The sequence below is a fragment of the Oceanicoccus sp. KOV_DT_Chl genome, assembly GCF_900120175.1.
In the GTDB taxonomy this organism is placed as follows: domain Bacteria; phylum Pseudomonadota; class Gammaproteobacteria; order Pseudomonadales; family Dasaniaceae; genus Oceanicoccus.
The window spans coordinates 2,384,435-2,401,953 of the sequence record NZ_FQLF01000002.1 but is presented as its reverse complement, the minus strand read 5'-3'; the positions used below and the strand labels follow the sequence as shown (position 1 = coordinate 2,401,953).

Annotated in this window: 15 protein-coding genes; 12 read left to right on the top strand and 3 right to left on the bottom strand. The window is 44.1% G+C overall.

Annotation, left to right across the window (positions count from 1 at the left end; translation table 11 throughout):
• Positions 1–217: 217 nt before the first annotated feature.
• Together UNITIG_RS15140 and UNITIG_RS15135 are read right to left on the bottom strand one after the other, a co-directional pair.
• Positions 218–1,414 (bottom strand): GGDEF domain-containing protein, encoded by a 1,197-nt coding sequence (locus tag UNITIG_RS15140; RefSeq protein WP_145999187.1) that lies wholly within the window; start codon positions 1,412–1,414, stop codon positions 218–220.
• A 67-nt stretch (positions 1,415–1,481) separates the two neighbouring features.
• Positions 1,482–2,492: an AraC family transcriptional regulator gene (locus UNITIG_RS15135; protein WP_101759137.1), complete on the bottom strand. Its 1,011-nt coding sequence runs from the start codon at positions 2,490–2,492 to the stop codon at positions 1,482–1,484.
• 152 nt (positions 2,493–2,644) lie between these two features.
• Between UNITIG_RS15135 and UNITIG_RS15130 the strand changes: the two genes are divergently transcribed.
• The 3 genes from UNITIG_RS15130 (at position 2,645) to UNITIG_RS15120 (ending at position 5,879) form a co-directional block, all read left to right on the top strand.
• Positions 2,645–3,787 (top strand): acyl-CoA dehydrogenase family protein, encoded by a 1,143-nt coding sequence (locus tag UNITIG_RS15130; RefSeq protein ID WP_101759136.1) that lies wholly within the window; start codon positions 2,645–2,647, stop codon positions 3,785–3,787.
• Between the two features lie 79 nt (positions 3,788–3,866).
• Entirely contained in the window at positions 3,867–5,054 is a 1,188-nt protein-coding gene (bktB, locus tag UNITIG_RS15125; RefSeq protein ID WP_101759135.1) for a beta-ketothiolase BktB, read from the top strand.
• Positions 5,055–5,297: 243 nt separating this feature from the next.
• The gene (locus tag UNITIG_RS15120) at positions 5,298–5,879 is read left to right on the top strand and encodes a nuclear transport factor 2 family protein (RefSeq protein WP_101759134.1); all 582 of its coding nucleotides are present in this window, start codon (positions 5,298–5,300) and stop codon (positions 5,877–5,879) included.
• A 100-nt stretch (positions 5,880–5,979) separates the two neighbouring features.
• Here UNITIG_RS15120 and UNITIG_RS15115 read toward each other — a convergent pair whose 3' ends face one another.
• On the bottom strand, positions 5,980–7,164 hold the full coding sequence (locus UNITIG_RS15115) for a thiolase family protein (RefSeq protein WP_101759133.1): 1,185 nt from the start codon (positions 7,162–7,164) through the stop codon (positions 5,980–5,982).
• A gap of 250 nt (positions 7,165–7,414) precedes the next feature.
• On the opposite strand from UNITIG_RS15115, the gene UNITIG_RS15110 reads away from it, so the two are divergent.
• The 9 genes from UNITIG_RS15110 (at position 7,415) to UNITIG_RS15070 (ending at position 16,838) form a co-directional block, all read left to right on the top strand.
• Complete coding sequence (locus UNITIG_RS15110; protein WP_145999186.1) at positions 7,415–8,002, top strand: hypothetical protein; 588 nt, start codon at positions 7,415–7,417, stop codon at positions 8,000–8,002.
• Between the two features lie 67 nt (positions 8,003–8,069).
• Entirely contained in the window at positions 8,070–9,815 is a 1,746-nt protein-coding gene (locus UNITIG_RS15105) for a hybrid sensor histidine kinase/response regulator (RefSeq protein ID WP_101759131.1), read from the top strand.
• 69 nt (positions 9,816–9,884) lie between these two features.
• Entirely contained in the window at positions 9,885–11,435 is a 1,551-nt protein-coding gene (locus UNITIG_RS15100) for a hybrid sensor histidine kinase/response regulator (protein ID WP_101759130.1), read from the top strand.
• 489 nt (positions 11,436–11,924) lie between these two features.
• A complete protein-coding gene (locus UNITIG_RS15095; RefSeq protein WP_101759129.1) occupies positions 11,925–12,317 on the top strand; it encodes a response regulator transcription factor in 393 nt (130 codons plus the stop codon).
• A 42-nt stretch (positions 12,318–12,359) separates the two neighbouring features.
• Positions 12,360–13,004 carry an RNA polymerase sigma factor gene (locus UNITIG_RS15090; protein WP_101759128.1) on the top strand — a complete coding sequence of 215 codons (645 nt, stop codon included), beginning with the start codon at positions 12,360–12,362 and terminating at the stop codon, positions 13,002–13,004.
• 289 nt (positions 13,005–13,293) lie between these two features.
• Positions 13,294–13,914: a response regulator transcription factor gene (locus tag UNITIG_RS15085; RefSeq protein WP_101759127.1), complete on the top strand. Its 621-nt coding sequence runs from the start codon at positions 13,294–13,296 to the stop codon at positions 13,912–13,914.
• Between the two features lie 257 nt (positions 13,915–14,171).
• The gene (locus UNITIG_RS15080; protein WP_101759126.1) at positions 14,172–14,537 is read left to right on the top strand and encodes a hypothetical protein; all 366 of its coding nucleotides are present in this window, start codon (positions 14,172–14,174) and stop codon (positions 14,535–14,537) included.
• A gap of 314 nt (positions 14,538–14,851) precedes the next feature.
• Positions 14,852–16,414, top strand: a complete 1,563-nt coding sequence (locus UNITIG_RS15075; RefSeq protein WP_101759125.1) for a CARDB domain-containing protein — start codon at positions 14,852–14,854, stop codon at positions 16,412–16,414.
• Positions 16,415–16,583: 169 nt separating this feature from the next.
• A complete protein-coding gene (locus tag UNITIG_RS15070; RefSeq protein WP_145999185.1) occupies positions 16,584–16,838 on the top strand; it encodes a hypothetical protein in 255 nt (84 codons plus the stop codon).
• The last annotated feature ends 681 nt before the right edge of the window (positions 16,839–17,519 follow it).

Genomic DNA, 17,519 nt, shown 5'->3' with positions numbered 1-17,519 from the left:
ATTTAATAATTTACGGATTGGCCACTTTGATTATTGTTTAGCCAAAAGTCCGAGCTTGGATACTAGAAATAAGAAAATCTACTCTTAAAAATTAAATACAATAGAAATAACATTGACTAAAAAACACTCCGCGCAACCCCTGTTTTAACTAAAAGCAATTATGTATACCGGATCTCAATCTCACATTAATGAGTCCTGCACTAACAATACAGCCGCACTATTTATGACTTTCCATACCGTCCTGATCGTAACCGAATAGATTGTAGCCAAGCCCCGATTGCTTGGCATGATACATGGCCTTATCTGCATAGTGCTGCAGTTTAGTAGCGATACTGCTGTGATCCGGGTAAATCGCGATCCCAATACTGGCATCAATACCCAGCTCGTGGTCCTGAATAATCATAGACTCTCGTATAGCTGTTAATATCTTGGCCGCGGCTGCAACAGCATCTTGCTGGGAGCGCAAACCTCGCAGGATAACAGCAAATTCATCACCCCCCATTCTCGCAGCGACATCGCTATTACGAACAGCGTGCTTGATTCGCTGCGCTGTAATAGCAAGAGTTTCATCACCAACTGCATGTCCCAATTGATCGTTGATAGGCTTGAATTTATCCAAGTCGATGTACAACAAACCAATAATTTCATGGGTAATCTCAGCCTGCTGTATCGATAAATTAAGAGACTTGTCAAATGCGCTGCGGTTGGCCAGATCAGTGAGCGCGTCGTGGTGAGCCTGATAATCAAGCAAGTTCTTATCGGCGATTAACTTGCGACGAACTCCACTGCTAATGAGGCTGAAAATGACATAACTGGAAATTAATACCAGGTGTACTATCAAAAATACGGCGGCGTAGAAGATTGGCACATCACTAAATGCGTCGCCAAAAATGATGATCCCAATATGACAGACGACAGCGAACAAAGACCAAACTATCGCCGCGACGGTTCCGCACAGTAAAAAAGCACATGCAGGTGCCAACAGTAAAATATGCAGCACCACACGCAGCTGTTGGTTTTCATCACTGTAGCCGTAGCTGTATAAGACCGAATAAATAATACTCAGCATGAACCAATTGCTAACAAATTTTATCGCACTGTATTTCTTAAATACCCATAAGGCCACAACAGTCGCCAAAGTGATGAGTGCAAAGGTTAGATGGCCACGACTAAAGTGTTCAGTCTGTGCACTGCGAGTAAAATAGAGTATTACCTGCCCAGGAACAGAAAAAAATATATTGAACAACAAAATACTAACTAGCACTCGGGAGCGAACGAGTAATTCTTCGTTTAAACTTAGATCAACAGGAATAAAACTGTCTATAAACCGGGTTATGCTGGTGACTTTAAACAGCGATATTTTTATCATGCTAATTTTATTACTCCAGATAAATTCCGGGAGAGAAATAACCAATCGCAAACAGCAGTGGGAAAAAATTTATTACAACTCTTTTTACACCCCTTTTAGGTCGCTTTCAAACCTACTTCCCTCTCCACCCCGAAGGTACCTTACCAGTCCACCGCTTAAAAGCCCGACAGAACGAAGCCGTCTCAGTAAACCCCAATCGCTCACCCACTTCCGCCACCGTCAAATGCTCAGTCGTCAATAGTTTAATCGCGTACTCACGCCGCAATGATGCTTTGATAGTACTGTAAGAACTGCCCTCATCTTTCAGCTTACGCGCTATGGTTCGTGGTGCCGCGTGTAAGCTTTTAGCCAATATTTCCAATTGCGGCATAGCATTGTAGTCATACTGGCCAAGCGTAGCCCGCACCTTGGCAGTGAGACTATCGTCCTGACTGGGGCGGTGTAAAATATACGCTGGCGACTCGCGTAAAAACTCCTGTAGCTCGGTTTCCGTTCTCACGATCGGCATTTGTAAATAACGCTCATGCAGATAAAAACCACTACAATCCTGATCAAATACTAATTCACCGGGATACATTACGTGGTATTCATCAGCATGCGCTGGCTCAGCATAATTAAAATGGGTAGCGGCAATCGGTACTTGTTGATCGACCAACCAGCAAGCCAAACGTTGCCACATCAGTAACAAAAACTCCTGTAATAAATGATCCTCATCTTGATCAGTGTGAGCCATTTGCAATCGATAAAAATACAAGCGGCTGCCAGTATCCGGGTTGTCCAGAGCAATATTTATCGCTGGATAAACTACGGAATAAAAACGGGCACTGCGGCTTAATACCGCCCCCAATGTGGCAGCAGATAGACAAAACTCCGTCATTAACGCGAACACACCGTTGCGACAGGGTTCTGGCCCCATACCCATAAATTCATCACTGGTGCTGCGCCATACGGTTTTAATCAGTTGGGTATATTGTTGCTCAGTCAATAGCCGCTGCGGATTATGCAAATACTCTTGAGGAATATCAGCAGCACGTAATAGCTCCGCGCTACTGTACCCCTGACGCTCCGCGCCTCGAATACTGGCTTGCAAAAAATGGTTGGCGATATGTGCTTTACTGGTCATATAGAAGGAAAAGAAGCCTCGGAATTCTTTATTAAGATATTATTGTCGTGGTTATTTCGGTTAATTAATCCGTCTTGAACAGCCATTCCACCGGGCCGGCAACAACGATCTAATATCGCACCCGTACCATTGTACCAAGCTGGAGTCACATCATGCCAAACTACGACGAAGATACTGAATTATTCAAGTCCATGATCAACCGTGTGCTGGAGCAGGAAGTTGCCCCACATTATGAACAATGGGAAAAAGAGCACATAGTACCTAAGTCAACCTGGCAAACACTGGGCGCAGCAGGGATGTTAGGCATTGATATGCCTGAAGAATACGGTGGTGCCGGCGCAAAAATGGAAATCTGCCAGCTGGCGGTACAGGAAATGGCCCGGCAGAACTACACCGGTCTAGCTACCGGCTATAACATCCATGCAAATATCTGTATGCCTTATATTTTGCATATCGGCACCGAGGACCAGCGTCAGCAGTGGCTACCCAAAATGATCAGCGGTGATTGTGTTGCTGCCATCGCGATGACCGAGCCCGGTGCTGGCAGCGACCTGGCCGCCATCCGCACTACCGCCAAACGCACCGATCAAGGCTGGCTTATCAATGGCGCGAAAATTTTCATCACCAATGGCATCAATGCCGGACTGGTGATTGTCTGTGCCAAAACCAATCCCGAGGCTGGTGCTAAAGGGGTTTCGCTATTCCTGGTCGACACCAGCTTGCCGGGCTTTGCTACTGGCAAGGGTATTGACAAGATAGGCCAGCACAGCAGCGATACCGCTGAATTGTTTTTCACCGATATGATGGTTCCCCACGACGCTCTGCTAGGTGAAGAGAACAAGGGCTTTATGTACCTGATGCAGGAACTGCCAAGGGAGCGTTTAGGTGTTGCTGCCCAAGCGCTAGGCGCCTCAATCGGCGCATTGGACTTGACCATCGACTATGTACAGGAACGCAAGGCCTTTGGTCAGCGGATCGCCGACTTCCAGAACACCCGCTTTAAACTGGCGGAATGCAAAGCGGAAATTGAAATGGCGCAGGCCTATCTCAATCACCTCGTCGACAAGTATAATGCCGGCGAGATGACCAGTACTGACGCAGCCATTATCAAACTAAAGCTGACGGAGATGCAGTGCAAAGTCACCGATGAATGTTTGCAGTTGTTCGGCGGTTATGGCTATACCACTGAATACCCTATTTCACGTTTTTATGTGGATGCCCGGATTCAAACTATTTATGCTGGCACCTCAGAAATCATGAAGGATGTCATAGCCCGCTCAATGCTGGGTAAATAAACCCTCTAACCGCGCCATAGCTGCGAGCAACTATGGCACGGCCATTATTTTAAACACCCTATTTTGTAAGGAAACCACTATGAGTATTAGCGACGTTGTTATTATCGATGGTGTACGCACCGCTATCGGCGGCTTTGGCGGCAGCTTATCCAGCCTTACCCCTGCCGAATTGGGCACCGCCGCCGCCGCGGAGGTAATCAAACGCGCCGGAGTCGATGCAGCAACAATAGACCACTCGGTATTTGGCCACATCATCACCACCTGTCCACAAGATGCCTACCTCTCTCGCCATATCGCGCTGAATGTTGGCATGCCAACCAGCTCTGCCGCACTGAACGTAAACCGCCTCTGTGGCTCCTCCGTGCAATCGATTATCTCCGCAACGCAAATGATTGCTTTGGGTGACAGCAAAATGGCGCTGGCCGGAGGCGCCGAATCCATGAGCCAGGGCGCATACCTATTACCTAAAGCCCGCACCGGGTTGCGTATGGGTGATTCAAATGTTGTTGATATGACTGTAGGTATTCTGACGGATCCATTTGGTAATGGTCATATGGGTATTACCGCTGAAAATATTGCCGCGCAATATGGTCTGAGCCGGGAAGATCTCGATCAGTTTTCTGCCGAGAGCCATCGTCGCGCTGCTGCCGCCATCGCCAATGGCCACTTTGAAGGCCAAATTGTTCCTGTCACCGTTAAACAAGGCCGCAAGGAATTTGTATTCTCGCAGGATGAACACGTACGTGCAGACACCACTGTAGAAAGCTTAGCCAAATTACGCCCCGCCTTTAAAAAAGACGGTATCGTTACACCCGGCAATGCCTCTGGCATCAACGATGGTGCGGCAGCATTGCTGCTAACTTCTGCTGCGGAAGCAGAAAAACGCGGACTGAACCCTCGCGCCCGCATACTCAGCTATGGTTTTTCTGGCGTTAACCCTGAAGTGATGGGGCTGGGCCCAACACCAGCCGTTAAATCTGCGATGATCAAAGCTGGCTTAACCGTTGCTGATATGGATGTCATTGAATCAAATGAAGCGTTTGCTGCCCAAGCAATTGCGGTTAGCCGCGATCTGGGTTTTGACGCCGATAAAGTGAACCCTAACGGCGGTGCTGTGGGACTGGGCCACCCGGTCGGTGCCACCGGCTCCATTTTGATAGTAAAAACTTTAGCCGAATTGGATCGTATCGGCGGCCGCTACGGTTTAATTACTATGTGTATCGGTGGCGGCCAAGGCATTGCCTTAATCGTCGAGCGACTGGCATAAAGTAAAGTAGCTCGCCCTACATTCTATACAGCCAAGGGTTGGGAAAAATTCCCAACCCTTTTTTGTGGCCCTCCAAAAATTGTTGTGCACCAAACCTGTATAGCAGCCAACATTAGCCACCAACGTTTCAGATAGTTAAACCAATCTCAACTTCCACCCGCCTGAACAGTTCATAATCTATCCATAGCCAGCACGCCCGTGTATAACAGTAAACACTGTATTTGATCCTGAAGGAGAAACATTATGAGCGAGCAGCGCCGCATTCTAAATAAGCAAACGATGGGTATTGCCGATGGCTTACCCCTGCAGGCATCCGAGGGCGGTATCGAAGAACTACGGCAGGATATTCAACGGTTAATGGACATGGAAGCAATCAAGCAATTGAAGCACCGCTACTTCCGCTGCGTTGATACCTTCAATATGGAAGAGATGAAAACTGTATTGCATAAAGATGTCAAAATACGTTTCAAGGGCGGCAACTATGAATGGAACCTTGATGATCGCGACCAATATATTGCCAATATGAGCTACGCATTCACCAAAAAATCCATTGGTCAACACAACGGCTTCCACCCTGAAATACAAATGCTCAGTGATCATGAAGCTACCGGTATTTGGTACTTGCACGATAATATGTGGATAATGAATCACAAACTAAAAACCCACGGCACTGCCTTATACTGGGATCGTTATGTAAAAGAAAATGGCCAATGGTTTATTGCTGAAACCGCTTACGAGCGACTATATGAACTTAATGACCCAATCACTGACACCTTAAATTTAAGCACACACTATCTGGGCACTCACGGCGCAGATCCACAGTAATAACATTTGACGAGCTGATTTCAACGCTGCAACGGCCACAACATTTTCATAACACAAAAAAAACGCAGCCAATGGCTGCGTTTTTTTAAACAATAAATAATTATAAAATTTCAATCGCCATCGCAGTTGCTTCACCACCACCAATACACAACGTAGCGACACCTTTAGTTTTACCCAATCGTTTTAATGCATGAATTAACGTCACCATAATCCGCGCACCGGATGCACCTAATGGATGGCCTAAAGCACAAGCGCCGCCATTGATATTCACTTTTTCCGGATCAAGCCCCAATTGATCAATAGCCAACATACTAACCACAGCAAATGCTTCATTCACTTCAAACAGGTCTACGTCATCCTTGGACCAACCAGCTTTCTCTAACACTTTAGTTACTGCGCCGATCGGTGCCAAACAAAAATCTTTAGGCGCTTGCGCGTGACTGGCTTGGGCAACAATTCTTGCTAATGGCTTCACACCTTTTGCTGCGGCAGTCGATTCACGCATCAATAATAATGCAGCTGCGCCATCTGACATTGAACTGGAATTAGCCGCAGTCACCGTACCGTCTTTTTTAAACGCTGGTTTTAAGTGTGGAATTTTCTCCGGCATAGCCTTGCCTGGCTGCTCATCATCCGCCACCACGACTTCGCCTTTACGGGTTTTTACTGTAACCGGTGCAATTTCGTTTTTCATAAAACCCGACGTTATGGCATGTTGAGCGCGCGCTAATGAGCGCAAGGCATACTCATCCATTGCCTCCCGGCTGACATTAAAAGCATCGGCCGTCGCTTGCCCGAAGCCACCCATCAAACCGCCGGAGTAAGCATCTTCCAAACCATCGCTCAATAAACTATCTACCACTGCACCATGCCCCAGGCGTAAGCCAGTCCGTACTTTGGGCAGCAAATAAGGCGTGGCACTCATATTTTCCATACCGCCGGTCATCACGATATCGGCATTGCCTGCTGCAATTTGATCGCGACCGATCATGATCGCTTTCATGCCGGAACCACAGACCTTGCTAATAGTAGTAGTCGGCACGCTTTCAGAAACACCGGCAGCCAATGACGCTTGTCTGGCCGGCGCCTGCTTTAATCCCGCAGAGACCACACTACCGAAATACAATTCATCAATATCATTGCCGCCCAAAGAGGCAGCTTCCAGCGCGGCTTTAATAGCTACCGAACCCAGCTCAGGGGCACTGACATCGGCAAAATCGCCCTGCATACCGCCCATTGGGGTACGTGTAGCGGCAACAATTACGACAGCATTTTCTTTACTCATAGTCTTCTCACTAAATAAACATCAACAAGCTTAGGAAGACCAATAGCCTAGCCAAGCAGCGGGGTAATTTAATCCGCTATTTTGCCAGTTTGTTACCGATTTTTCCAAGAAAGCATTTCGCCCACCGTCGCTGTAATAGATAACCTGCACATCCCCACAAGATAATAAATAAATAAACGCCAGGGGAATGAACCCTATTGGCAACCCTGACGACAAAGCAATAAATCAATGCAATCGGATGGATCTAATAATGAAAGGCCTATTTAGCAACACCAATATTTTAAGTAGCTATTTTCAGCCCCCAATGAGTGAAACAGCTATAAACCACCTATCGATTATTGAGGCCAATGTGCCGGGTAACCAAACGATTGTGCGCGACAAGCAAAATGGCCTGGAGTGGCTAAATCTAAGAGCAACCATGGGCAAGAGTAGTGAACAAGTTCGCCAACTATGCAAGCCAGGCGGCGAACTTCAGGGATGGTGGTACGCCTCCCTCACTGAAGCACAACAACTGTTTGATCAATTTGGATTTGACCCTGACATCCGTGTATCATCAAATTTAACGCCACAGATTAAAGACTGCATTGAGACTATGAACCACTATCTTGGGGAAACCATTCATTTTTCGGGCTCTTTTCCCCATATCCACTACTCTGGGTCAATCGTATTAACAGGGACATCAGACCATAAAAACCAACTTATTACCCTGCCTGCGTTCTATCAGCAGCACAGTGATAATTTCACCCTGGATCTCACTGGTAATTTCAGCATTGGCAGCCAATATGTGCCGCCTTATTTATCCAGCCTACTGGTTCGCTATTCACCCAAAAATCACTAACACCAAAGAGCTCTATGCTGGTCGTTATGGTAGATTAGTGACAAGATAATAATTGCGTGTAATTTGTATGACGGCCAATTCACTAAAAGAACAGCAAATCTATAATGCGCAAGTAGAAATTATCTATGAGCAAATCCCAACAAACTTATTTCCGGCAATCGTCATTACATCAGTTCTTTCCTGGACAATATGGTCTACCGAAAATAGCTATCACCTCACACTTTGGTTATTAGCTAATTTCACCAGCATCGGCTTACGCTTCTTTTCCTATCTCTCATTCAAAAACAGAAAAGCCGCAGAGAATCAACCACTGAATGGCTGGGCTAGACTGGCTTTCATACAGTTATTGGCATACGGTATTCTTTGGGGGCTGATGCCAATACTATTTACCGATATCAACAGCAATCAATCGATCAACCTATTGGCCGTTTATTTTTTCACTACTGCTGGCATGATCGGGCTTACTGTTTCACACTCATCATTTAAACCAATGTGGTTTGCCTATGTGATACCAGCGGCAGGCTCAATGATTGCGTTATTGTTTTTTTCTTCCTATCCAGGCACCAACTTAATGGCGCTATACCTCATTCTATTTGTATTTTTTCTTTTTTTTATGATGCAGCGCAACCATAAATCCTTCAGAGAAATTATTCTCCTTAAATTGGAATATGCAGATTTAATGCTGAGCTTGCAGCGAGAAAAAGAAAAATCAGATATCGCCAATATTAGTAAATCTACATTTTTAGCAGCCGCCAGCCATGACTTGAGGCAGCCGGTTCATGCTATGAATTTATTTATTGAAATGTTGCAAAACAAATCACTACCCGATGATGCAAGCTTGCTTATTGATAGAATTGCTACCAGCGCAGCCAGCCTGCAAAGTTTATTTAATAGCCTTTTAGATATCTCCAGCCTGGACGCCGGCACAGTCGATGTGAATATCAAAAATGTCAATATCGCAAACTATATTAAAGATCTAGTCGCTTTGCACACGCCTGAAATTGAAGAAATAGGCTTACAAATAGAAGTTGATGTCGATAATGTCTGTGTATTAACTGACCCGGTACTATTAACAAGAATACTATCAAACCTATTGTCCAATGCGATTAATCATACCGGACATGGGAAGATCACTGTCTCAGCGAAGGAACAGGGTCAATCGGTTGTCGTTTCTGTCAAAGATACCGGCAAAGGCATAGCGGCTGAAAATATAGCCAATATTTTTGACGAGTTTAAACAACTACACAACCCGGAGCGTGATCGCAACAAAGGCCTGGGGCTAGGACTGGCCATCTGTAGCCGCCTGGCCACATTACTAGATACTAAAATAAACGTAACTTCAGTACCAGAACAAGGTTCAACATTCTCATTGACACTAAATCTGGGAGATATTAACGAGCAATATGTCGCCACACACAAAACGGCGACTACCAATATCCTCCTCGACCAATACTCAATTCTGATTGTTGACGATGAGAAAGACATTCGTGAGGCCATGCCTATGCTGCTGGATTCCTGGGGCTGCCAAAACATAAGGGCAGTGAGTGATCTGCACGAAACCAAAGAAACTATCGAAAACGGCTTCATTCCGGATTTAATTATTTCTGACTTTCGCTTAAGAAATAATATTTCCGGGCTTGAAGTTATTGATCATGTATCGGCGCTACTAGGCTATAAAGTGCGGGCCATTTTAATCACCGGCGATACCGCCCCAGAATCTTTATTAAGAATACGCGAGGCTGGATTAATTGCATTACACAAGCCTATTATTTCGAATCAATTAAAAGAAGCCATTAACCATGCATTGCTATAAGTCGGTGATTACTTACTGCCAAAATATGGAGAATAAACCCTGAGATGATTTTCGTAGGCCCTTATATTAATGAGCGCGATCCATCTTATGACCGCTAAACCGGCTAATGAGCAAAAAATTTATAATGCTCAAATAGAAATCATCTATCAAACGATCCCCATCCATCTGTTTACCTCAGGATCGGTTTCATTGCTAGTAGCCTGGGCTGTATGGTCACAGGAAAACAGCCTGGGACTAACACTCTGGCTTATTGCCGGCGCCATTAGCATCGGCTTGCGCTACTGGTCATATCGAGCCTTCAACATGACCCAACATGAGCCACTACAACCCTTAACAAAATGGGCCTGGCTGGCCTTGTTGCAGCTGCTGGTGTACGGATTTATGTGGGGGATGATGCCAGTTTTTTTTGTTGATCTTGCTAAGGACGATACGGCCAAAATTATCGTCGCCTACTTTTTTACCGCCTTTATTATGATTGGTCAGGCGGTTACCTATTCATCCTACAAACCCATGTGGTTTGCCTATGCGTTACCCGCAACCGGATCAATGATTACCATGTTATTGCTGCATGATGCCGCTGATTCAAACCTATGGGCTTTATATTTGTTAATGCTGGTATTGTTTTGCATTAGTTCATTGCAAAAGAACCACCGCTCAATAGTAGAAGTGATCAAATTAAAACTGGAATATGCTGATTTGATGCAGCAACTACAACAGGAAAAAGAAAAGGCTGATCGCGCCAATCAAAGCAAATCGACATTTTTGGCATCTGCCAGCCATGATTTAAGACAGCCAGTGCATGCGATGAATTTATTCATTGAGATGCTAAAGAAAAAGACACTGCCCAGTGACGCTACATTGCTTATCGATCGAATTGCCGTTAGTGCCACCAGTTTACAAGGGTTATTTAATAGTCTGTTGGATATTTCAAGTCTTGATGCTGGCACTATCGAGGTTAATAACAAAGCCACTAATATTGCTACCCTCATTGCTGACCTAATAGCACTGAATACGCCTGAAGCCGAAAAGAAAGGATTGCAATTACGAGCTGACACGGATGATGTGAATATAATAACGGACCCGGTTTTACTGCTTAGAATACTGTCAAACTTACTGACCAATGCCATTAACCACACCGATCAAGGCAGCATTGCTGTGAAGGCAAAAACAACTGACCAATGGGTCACTATCAGCATTACAGATACAGGAAAAGGTATTGCAGCTAAAAACATTACACATATATTCGATGAGTTCAGTCAATTGCATAATCCGGAACGCGACCGCAATAAAGGGCTGGGACTTGGTCTAGCTATTTGCAAACGGCTAGCGCAGTTACTGGAAACTGATATAACCGTTAGCTCACAAGAAGGTCAAGGATCTACATTTTCCATTAAGCTATCACTTGCTAATAACACTGAAAAAATCGCCTATGATGACGCCTCAGTGGATGAAGAATTCTGGATAGGCAATGTTTCTATCATGATTGTTGATGATGAAAAAGATATCCGTGAAGCAATGCCCATGTTGTTGGAGTCCTGGGGTTGCCAACAGGCTATCGCTGTCAGCGATATAAAAGAAGCAGAGAATGCCATCAACGGGGCTTTATCCCAGACCTGTTAATCACTGACTTTAGATTAAGAGGAAATCAATCAGGCATTGATATAATCAACCACGTCTCAACACTGCTAGACCATAGTATCAAAGCCGTGCTGATAACCGGTGACACCGCTCCTGAATCATTATTAAGTATACGCAGCGCCGGACTTACCCCCTTACATAAACCTATCAATCCCAATGATTTAAAACAGGCTATCCTTACCGCGTTACAGCAGTAAAAATCTAGCGCTACTGCGACCCTACGTTCAGTTCCATTCAGCTATATAAAAACTCTACTACCAACCACACTCGCAGCACCTGAGTACGTCAAACAAACTTGCTGATAGCCTTTTCCTGAATAAGTTAAGCCCAAACCAGTAATCACTAGGGTATACACCCTATTTCTACCCTAAATAACAATCAATATGAGGTGCCGGCCCTATTTTCGTCAACCCAATTCAGGTCTTTAATTAGCACATACTGAATACAACCTGAGAAATATAAGTCGTCACTATGGAAGCACCACTGAAAGTCATTATTGCTGATGATCACCGCCTGTTTAGGGAGAGTGTCAAAATGCTGGTAGAAAGCTCACCAGATTATAAAGTGATTGCTGAAGCCGCTGATGCTCGCTCCCTATTAACAATAATGATGACAGAAAAACCGGACTTACTGATCAGTGACTACCATTTTCCGGATGGGACGATTACCGATATTTTGCCTACCATAACGAGAACGATGGATTCCATGAGGGTGGTTATTCTAACCGACGGCCTTGGCTCTGAACATTTATACCAGCAACTTATTGACATGTCAGTCGCAAAGATTTTATTAAAAGAAAGCTCTATGGACGAAATTTTAAGCGCCCTCAAAAAGGAAAGTACACAGCAGCGTTTATACCAATGAAAATTATAACCCTATACCAGCGTCATTCTTAAGGATAGAAAAATGAGACTTCAACTAGCCACTAATAATATTAAAATTCAAAAGTCATCTGCCACGAATGAATTTAGTAATAAAGCAAACGTATTAAATGACGATACTGATAAAAAATTACTCAACGCCATTAGTGCCGGCGACGAAACAGCGATGGAAGTTTTCTATAAGCGGCACAGCCACGGCGTTCATCAATTTGCGATGAAGACAGTATTGAATCACCATGATGCTGCTGAAGTACTTAATGAAGTTATGCTTGAAGTATGGAAGACATCAAAACGTTATAGCGGACGCTCTAAAGTTACTACCTGGCTACTCAGTATCACCCACCATAAATCTGTAGATTTAATCAGAAAAAAATCACGGCATGACAATAACGAGGTCCTTGACCAGGAGTTTACTGAGGAGCATCAACCTAATCCCGCCACCGCATTGACTATGAATTGTGATGCTATGCTACTTCGGCAAGCTATCCAGCAACTGCCTACTATCCATCGTCAAGTTATCCACATGGTATTTTTTGAGGGTTGCAGCTATCCCGAAATCGCTACCGTATTAAATATACCGGTAGGCACGGTTAAGACACGGATGATGCATGCCAAAGCACACTTACTTAAAATACTTAATAATTCAGCCGATCAAACCATGGAAAGATGATAACGTTTTCATGACTATAGTTATCATTGCAGCCTAAATTTACTACACACATTACAGTTATTGTCAGGAATAGAAAACAGATAAGCGCCACAATAATTTATCCCATCTATCATTATCCGATGAGCAAGTTAACACCCATTAAGGCTTAGCATAAAAAATACTTGTTCTTTTATTACCTCAAGCACCATAATAACTACTAAACACTAATACAAACCACAACGGCAATGATTTGACATTACACTGCTGACTATTGCGAAAAATAAGACTATATAATCATGCGAGTATTAACATGAAACCTCTCACTGAAGTAATTATTGCTGATGATCACCATCTACTTAGAGAAGGACTCAAGATTCTGCTAGAGACTACCCCTGGGTACAAAGTCGTTGCAGAAGCCAATAATACTCAATCGTTACTTGAGGCCGTGCACGCGAATACGCCAGACGTTGTCATTAGTGACTACAATATGCCTACCGGCGATATTATTAGCGTAGTACGGGATATCAAACAGCACACTCCTGCCACCAAGGTGATTATTCTCACTGGCGTAGTATCGGGCTCGCTTTATAGACAACTGCTCAACATCCCTGTCGATGGCATATTTTTGAAAGAAGGTTCCATGGACGAAATACTAGAAGGTCTCGAGCGCATCATAAATGGCGAAACCGTCGTTTCAGCCACGGTTCAAGAACAGATAGAAATGGTCAATGGTGTATTGACCTCACGAGAATTTGAAGTAATGGAATGCGTCGTTAAAGGCTTGAGCAATACGGATATTTCTAAAAAATTATTTATTTCGGCCAAAACTGTCGACAACCATCGTAGCAATATTTTCAAAAAACTCGGTGTCCGCAGCGCCGTAGAACTAGCCGAATATGCACGTAAGCATGGCCTCCTATCTAATGGCTAAGTTTGTGCAGTAGCATCCAACACACCACGATATAACTCTATTTTTCAACTCGAACACGGTGATATATATCTACATATCCACCGATCAAACCGTACCGCACTGCAAACTACTCTCAAGACTCAGCATGTTAGTTATTCTAAAGCGTTGTTATATTTTTACCACGAAAAATAAATGAACCGCCTTACCCGTTTTAACGACTCAAGATACGTAACATCAAAATTTCATTATTTAACCATAGGAAAAATAGGAACATTTTCATGAAATACTTTACCGCAATAACAATGTGCTTTTTATTATTTGCTTCAGCATCGCAAGCTGACGGCATGAAGCTGCAAGCAAAATCCGCATCTCCCAAAGTAGGCTTCCAGGCGGCCGGGGCGGCAAAACCCGCTACCTGTGCACAGGGCTTTACTCCCATCGGCATAAAACTTCAGCAACATGAAGGTAAGAAATGGTATGAATACCAGTGTGTATCAGAGCAATCGATTAATCGCATCTGCAATGCCGATACGCAAGTCACTGATGTCAATGACAAGATTGTGAGCTTGCCATCAGACGGGAAAAGTAAAAAGTCCAAGATCCAGCTATCTTATAAATGTTTTAATTATGTCCCAGTAGAATAGAAATTTTTAATGGAAGTCACTGGCTGTCAATTTAAACCCCTCTGATATGACGCAGTGACTTTTTTAACCAATCGTTCCAACACCCACAACATGGCTATCACGCAGTGAAAAATATAAATCTATCTACCGGATTCATATAGCCCACTTCTTTTGTTACGCATCGCTTCCACCGGAACTTATCTGACGAAAAAATTACTATTTTTGAATAATACTGAACTGATTTGTGACAATGCACGACTATTCCAATAATAATCAATTTTAACCCATATAACACTATTGTTATCAATATCACTAAGCCACCAGGGCGCTTCACCATGGAAACAAAAAAACACCGTTCAACTATATCAGCTATTGTATTACTGACACTGCTTGGCTCCACCTCAGCCCAAGCTGTGCAACAAGTAGAATATGCCGACATGAAAAGAGCTGGAGCCAACCCGGTAATTGTCGTTACTGGACAGGGTAATTCGTATACCAACGCCAGCTCCAACAAACTCACATTCCATGCACAGGCTAAGGGCCGCTGCACTTGGGCAAATCGTTATTCTTCGGTTGCTGAAAGATTAAGTAAACCTAATCACCAAGCACAACATTCATCTGATTTTCTAGCGTCAAACGTGATTGTCAGTATTCATGATGGCTATAAAAATAAAGATCGCACCTGGTCGAGTAGTATGAAACCTATCTCCATTAGCTGGACACCCGATAAAACGGTTCGCGATGCCGCTGTTAAATCATGTAATGACAAACGTGATAGTTTAATCAAATCAGGTAATCCTCCTCAAGGCAGATTTCAGGGAACAGCATTGGTGGATCAGGTAATGCATCAATTTAGTTTTGAATGCTCAACGTTAGTCAGCTTGACACCAAATCAGGTGAAAAATTTTAGCGTCGCCCACCCCATTGCGGTGCAATGCGAAAAACTGGCTCCGATTCAAGCAACACTGAAATTAAAACCAACACAAGCGCTACCGATGAAAATTAAACATCTAGCAGTGGTTGCCAACCCCAAAAATTACTCGGGTGTTTGCCCAGTAAATATGACTTTTAAGGGCACTATTAACACAGAAGGCCCTGGAGGAGAAATACACTATCGATTCCTAAGCAATGGCAAAGCGATCACGGGATTTAAGAGTAAAACTATTGCTGCAGGGCAAGTTATTACCCACGTTTCGGTAACGCAATCGCTGGATGCCGACAACACATCACCACAACAAGGCAAAACCCCAAAAAACACAGACATCAAGATGAACCAGGGTGGCATGCAAGCGCAGCAACCTCTGGGTATGGCGCCTACAGAAAAAGTGACACTGGAAGTGAGGCATAACAATCAAAAAAGAACGGCTGAAGATAAATATGTACTAAATTGCCAGCAGCTTAAGGTCGCTCAATTGCTTCCAGATGTAGGTGGCGCAGGCCCTGAACTAATGCCCGACATGACGTCTCGCCAAGGTATCAAAATCGGCCAAAAATCGTCTAACTGGGGCGGCCAAATCACGCTAAAACAGTCTGACTTTACGGACACAACACCGCGTGGCTGCCTAGCGCGCTTCAGTTACGATGCTGTCAACATTGGTAAAGCAGATGCTTCAGGATTTAACAGCCGAATGCGCCTCAGTGGTAAACAGCTGCATCTGCAAAAAACCATGGATCTCAATAAAAACCAATCCAAAAATATCAGCGGGCAGATCTTATTACCTGCAGGAAAATATCCAATCACCGCCTCGATTGACGATAGCAAGGCAATAGATGAAAGCAATGAAAACAACAACATCTTTAAAATTACCGTAACCGTCCCAGATAGTTGCGGCGGCGGCATGACACCTCGACCTAGCCCAGACGCAACGCCAGCCAAGGCACCCCGCCCCAGATCTTAACAAAGTAAGGACCGGTATTTATGGCTGTCACTTTGGCACTAAGTGGCAGTCATTACTGACTGATGACTGACAAAAATAATCACTAAAAAAGTTAACCGCTTTTAGTCCGCCTAGCTCAAAATTATAAACCCAACAAAACGAATCGCACCCAAACTTACAGAACAACATCATGAAGCATCAAGCACTTGCAACAATAATGATTGCTTTCACCTTAACCCTAATCGCTTCGATCAGTATTTCCGCTCTGCGCCGGACAAAACAGTCTATTTTCAGCACAACTCGGTTATCGACGATAACATCATCAAAGCCTGACCTAACCATTCTTTCTGTTTCAGCTGTTGACGGTAAACCCTATAGCTTGGGTGTGCAGGTTAAAAATTTTGGCAGGACTACCAGCAATGGCGGCGTAGTTAAAGGCAAATAGGCATCAACGCTCACATGCACGAATATGCCCTACTGTAAGCTTGGCGAGCAAAAGCACGAACTTTCTCACGGCATACACCGTCAGCGCGTTTTCTTTTACTTAACGCTGGGTAAACTGTTGGAGTCCCACCATCACCCGCTCATCATTAAACAAGCACCTATCGTCTCTCTGACGGCTGACTCTCTACCTATCCCAGCGATAATCTCTACGCAAGTCAGTGCCTCCCCATAAAAGACCAGCCCTCTAAATAAGCAGAATACAATTTTCATACAGCCATTACTGCTCAATTTTCTGCCATCACATTCAAACACTGAATTAACCTGGTTGAAACTTTACCCCACTGGATTAGATCAATTTTATTTGCGTTTTATTAGCGATCTAACAAGCGAAAGCACAGACTTTAATAGTCTTTATTCAAATACATCTATTTATGTAAAACCACATTTTTACGACTTATATCTTGACCAAAAGTTGAAGACAAAAAAATCCCGCAATATTGCGGGATTAAGTAAAGCCACGAGACTGGATGGTCAGCAAGATAGGTTCATAATAACTCGCCGGTTAATAATCTGTCGTAAGCCTGCCCTAAACGGTTCAATTATGCAGGTACTTATCCCCTCTCCGCTATAAATAATTTTTTCCCATTACCCACTTATGTGCAGCTTACTTTGACGACGATTT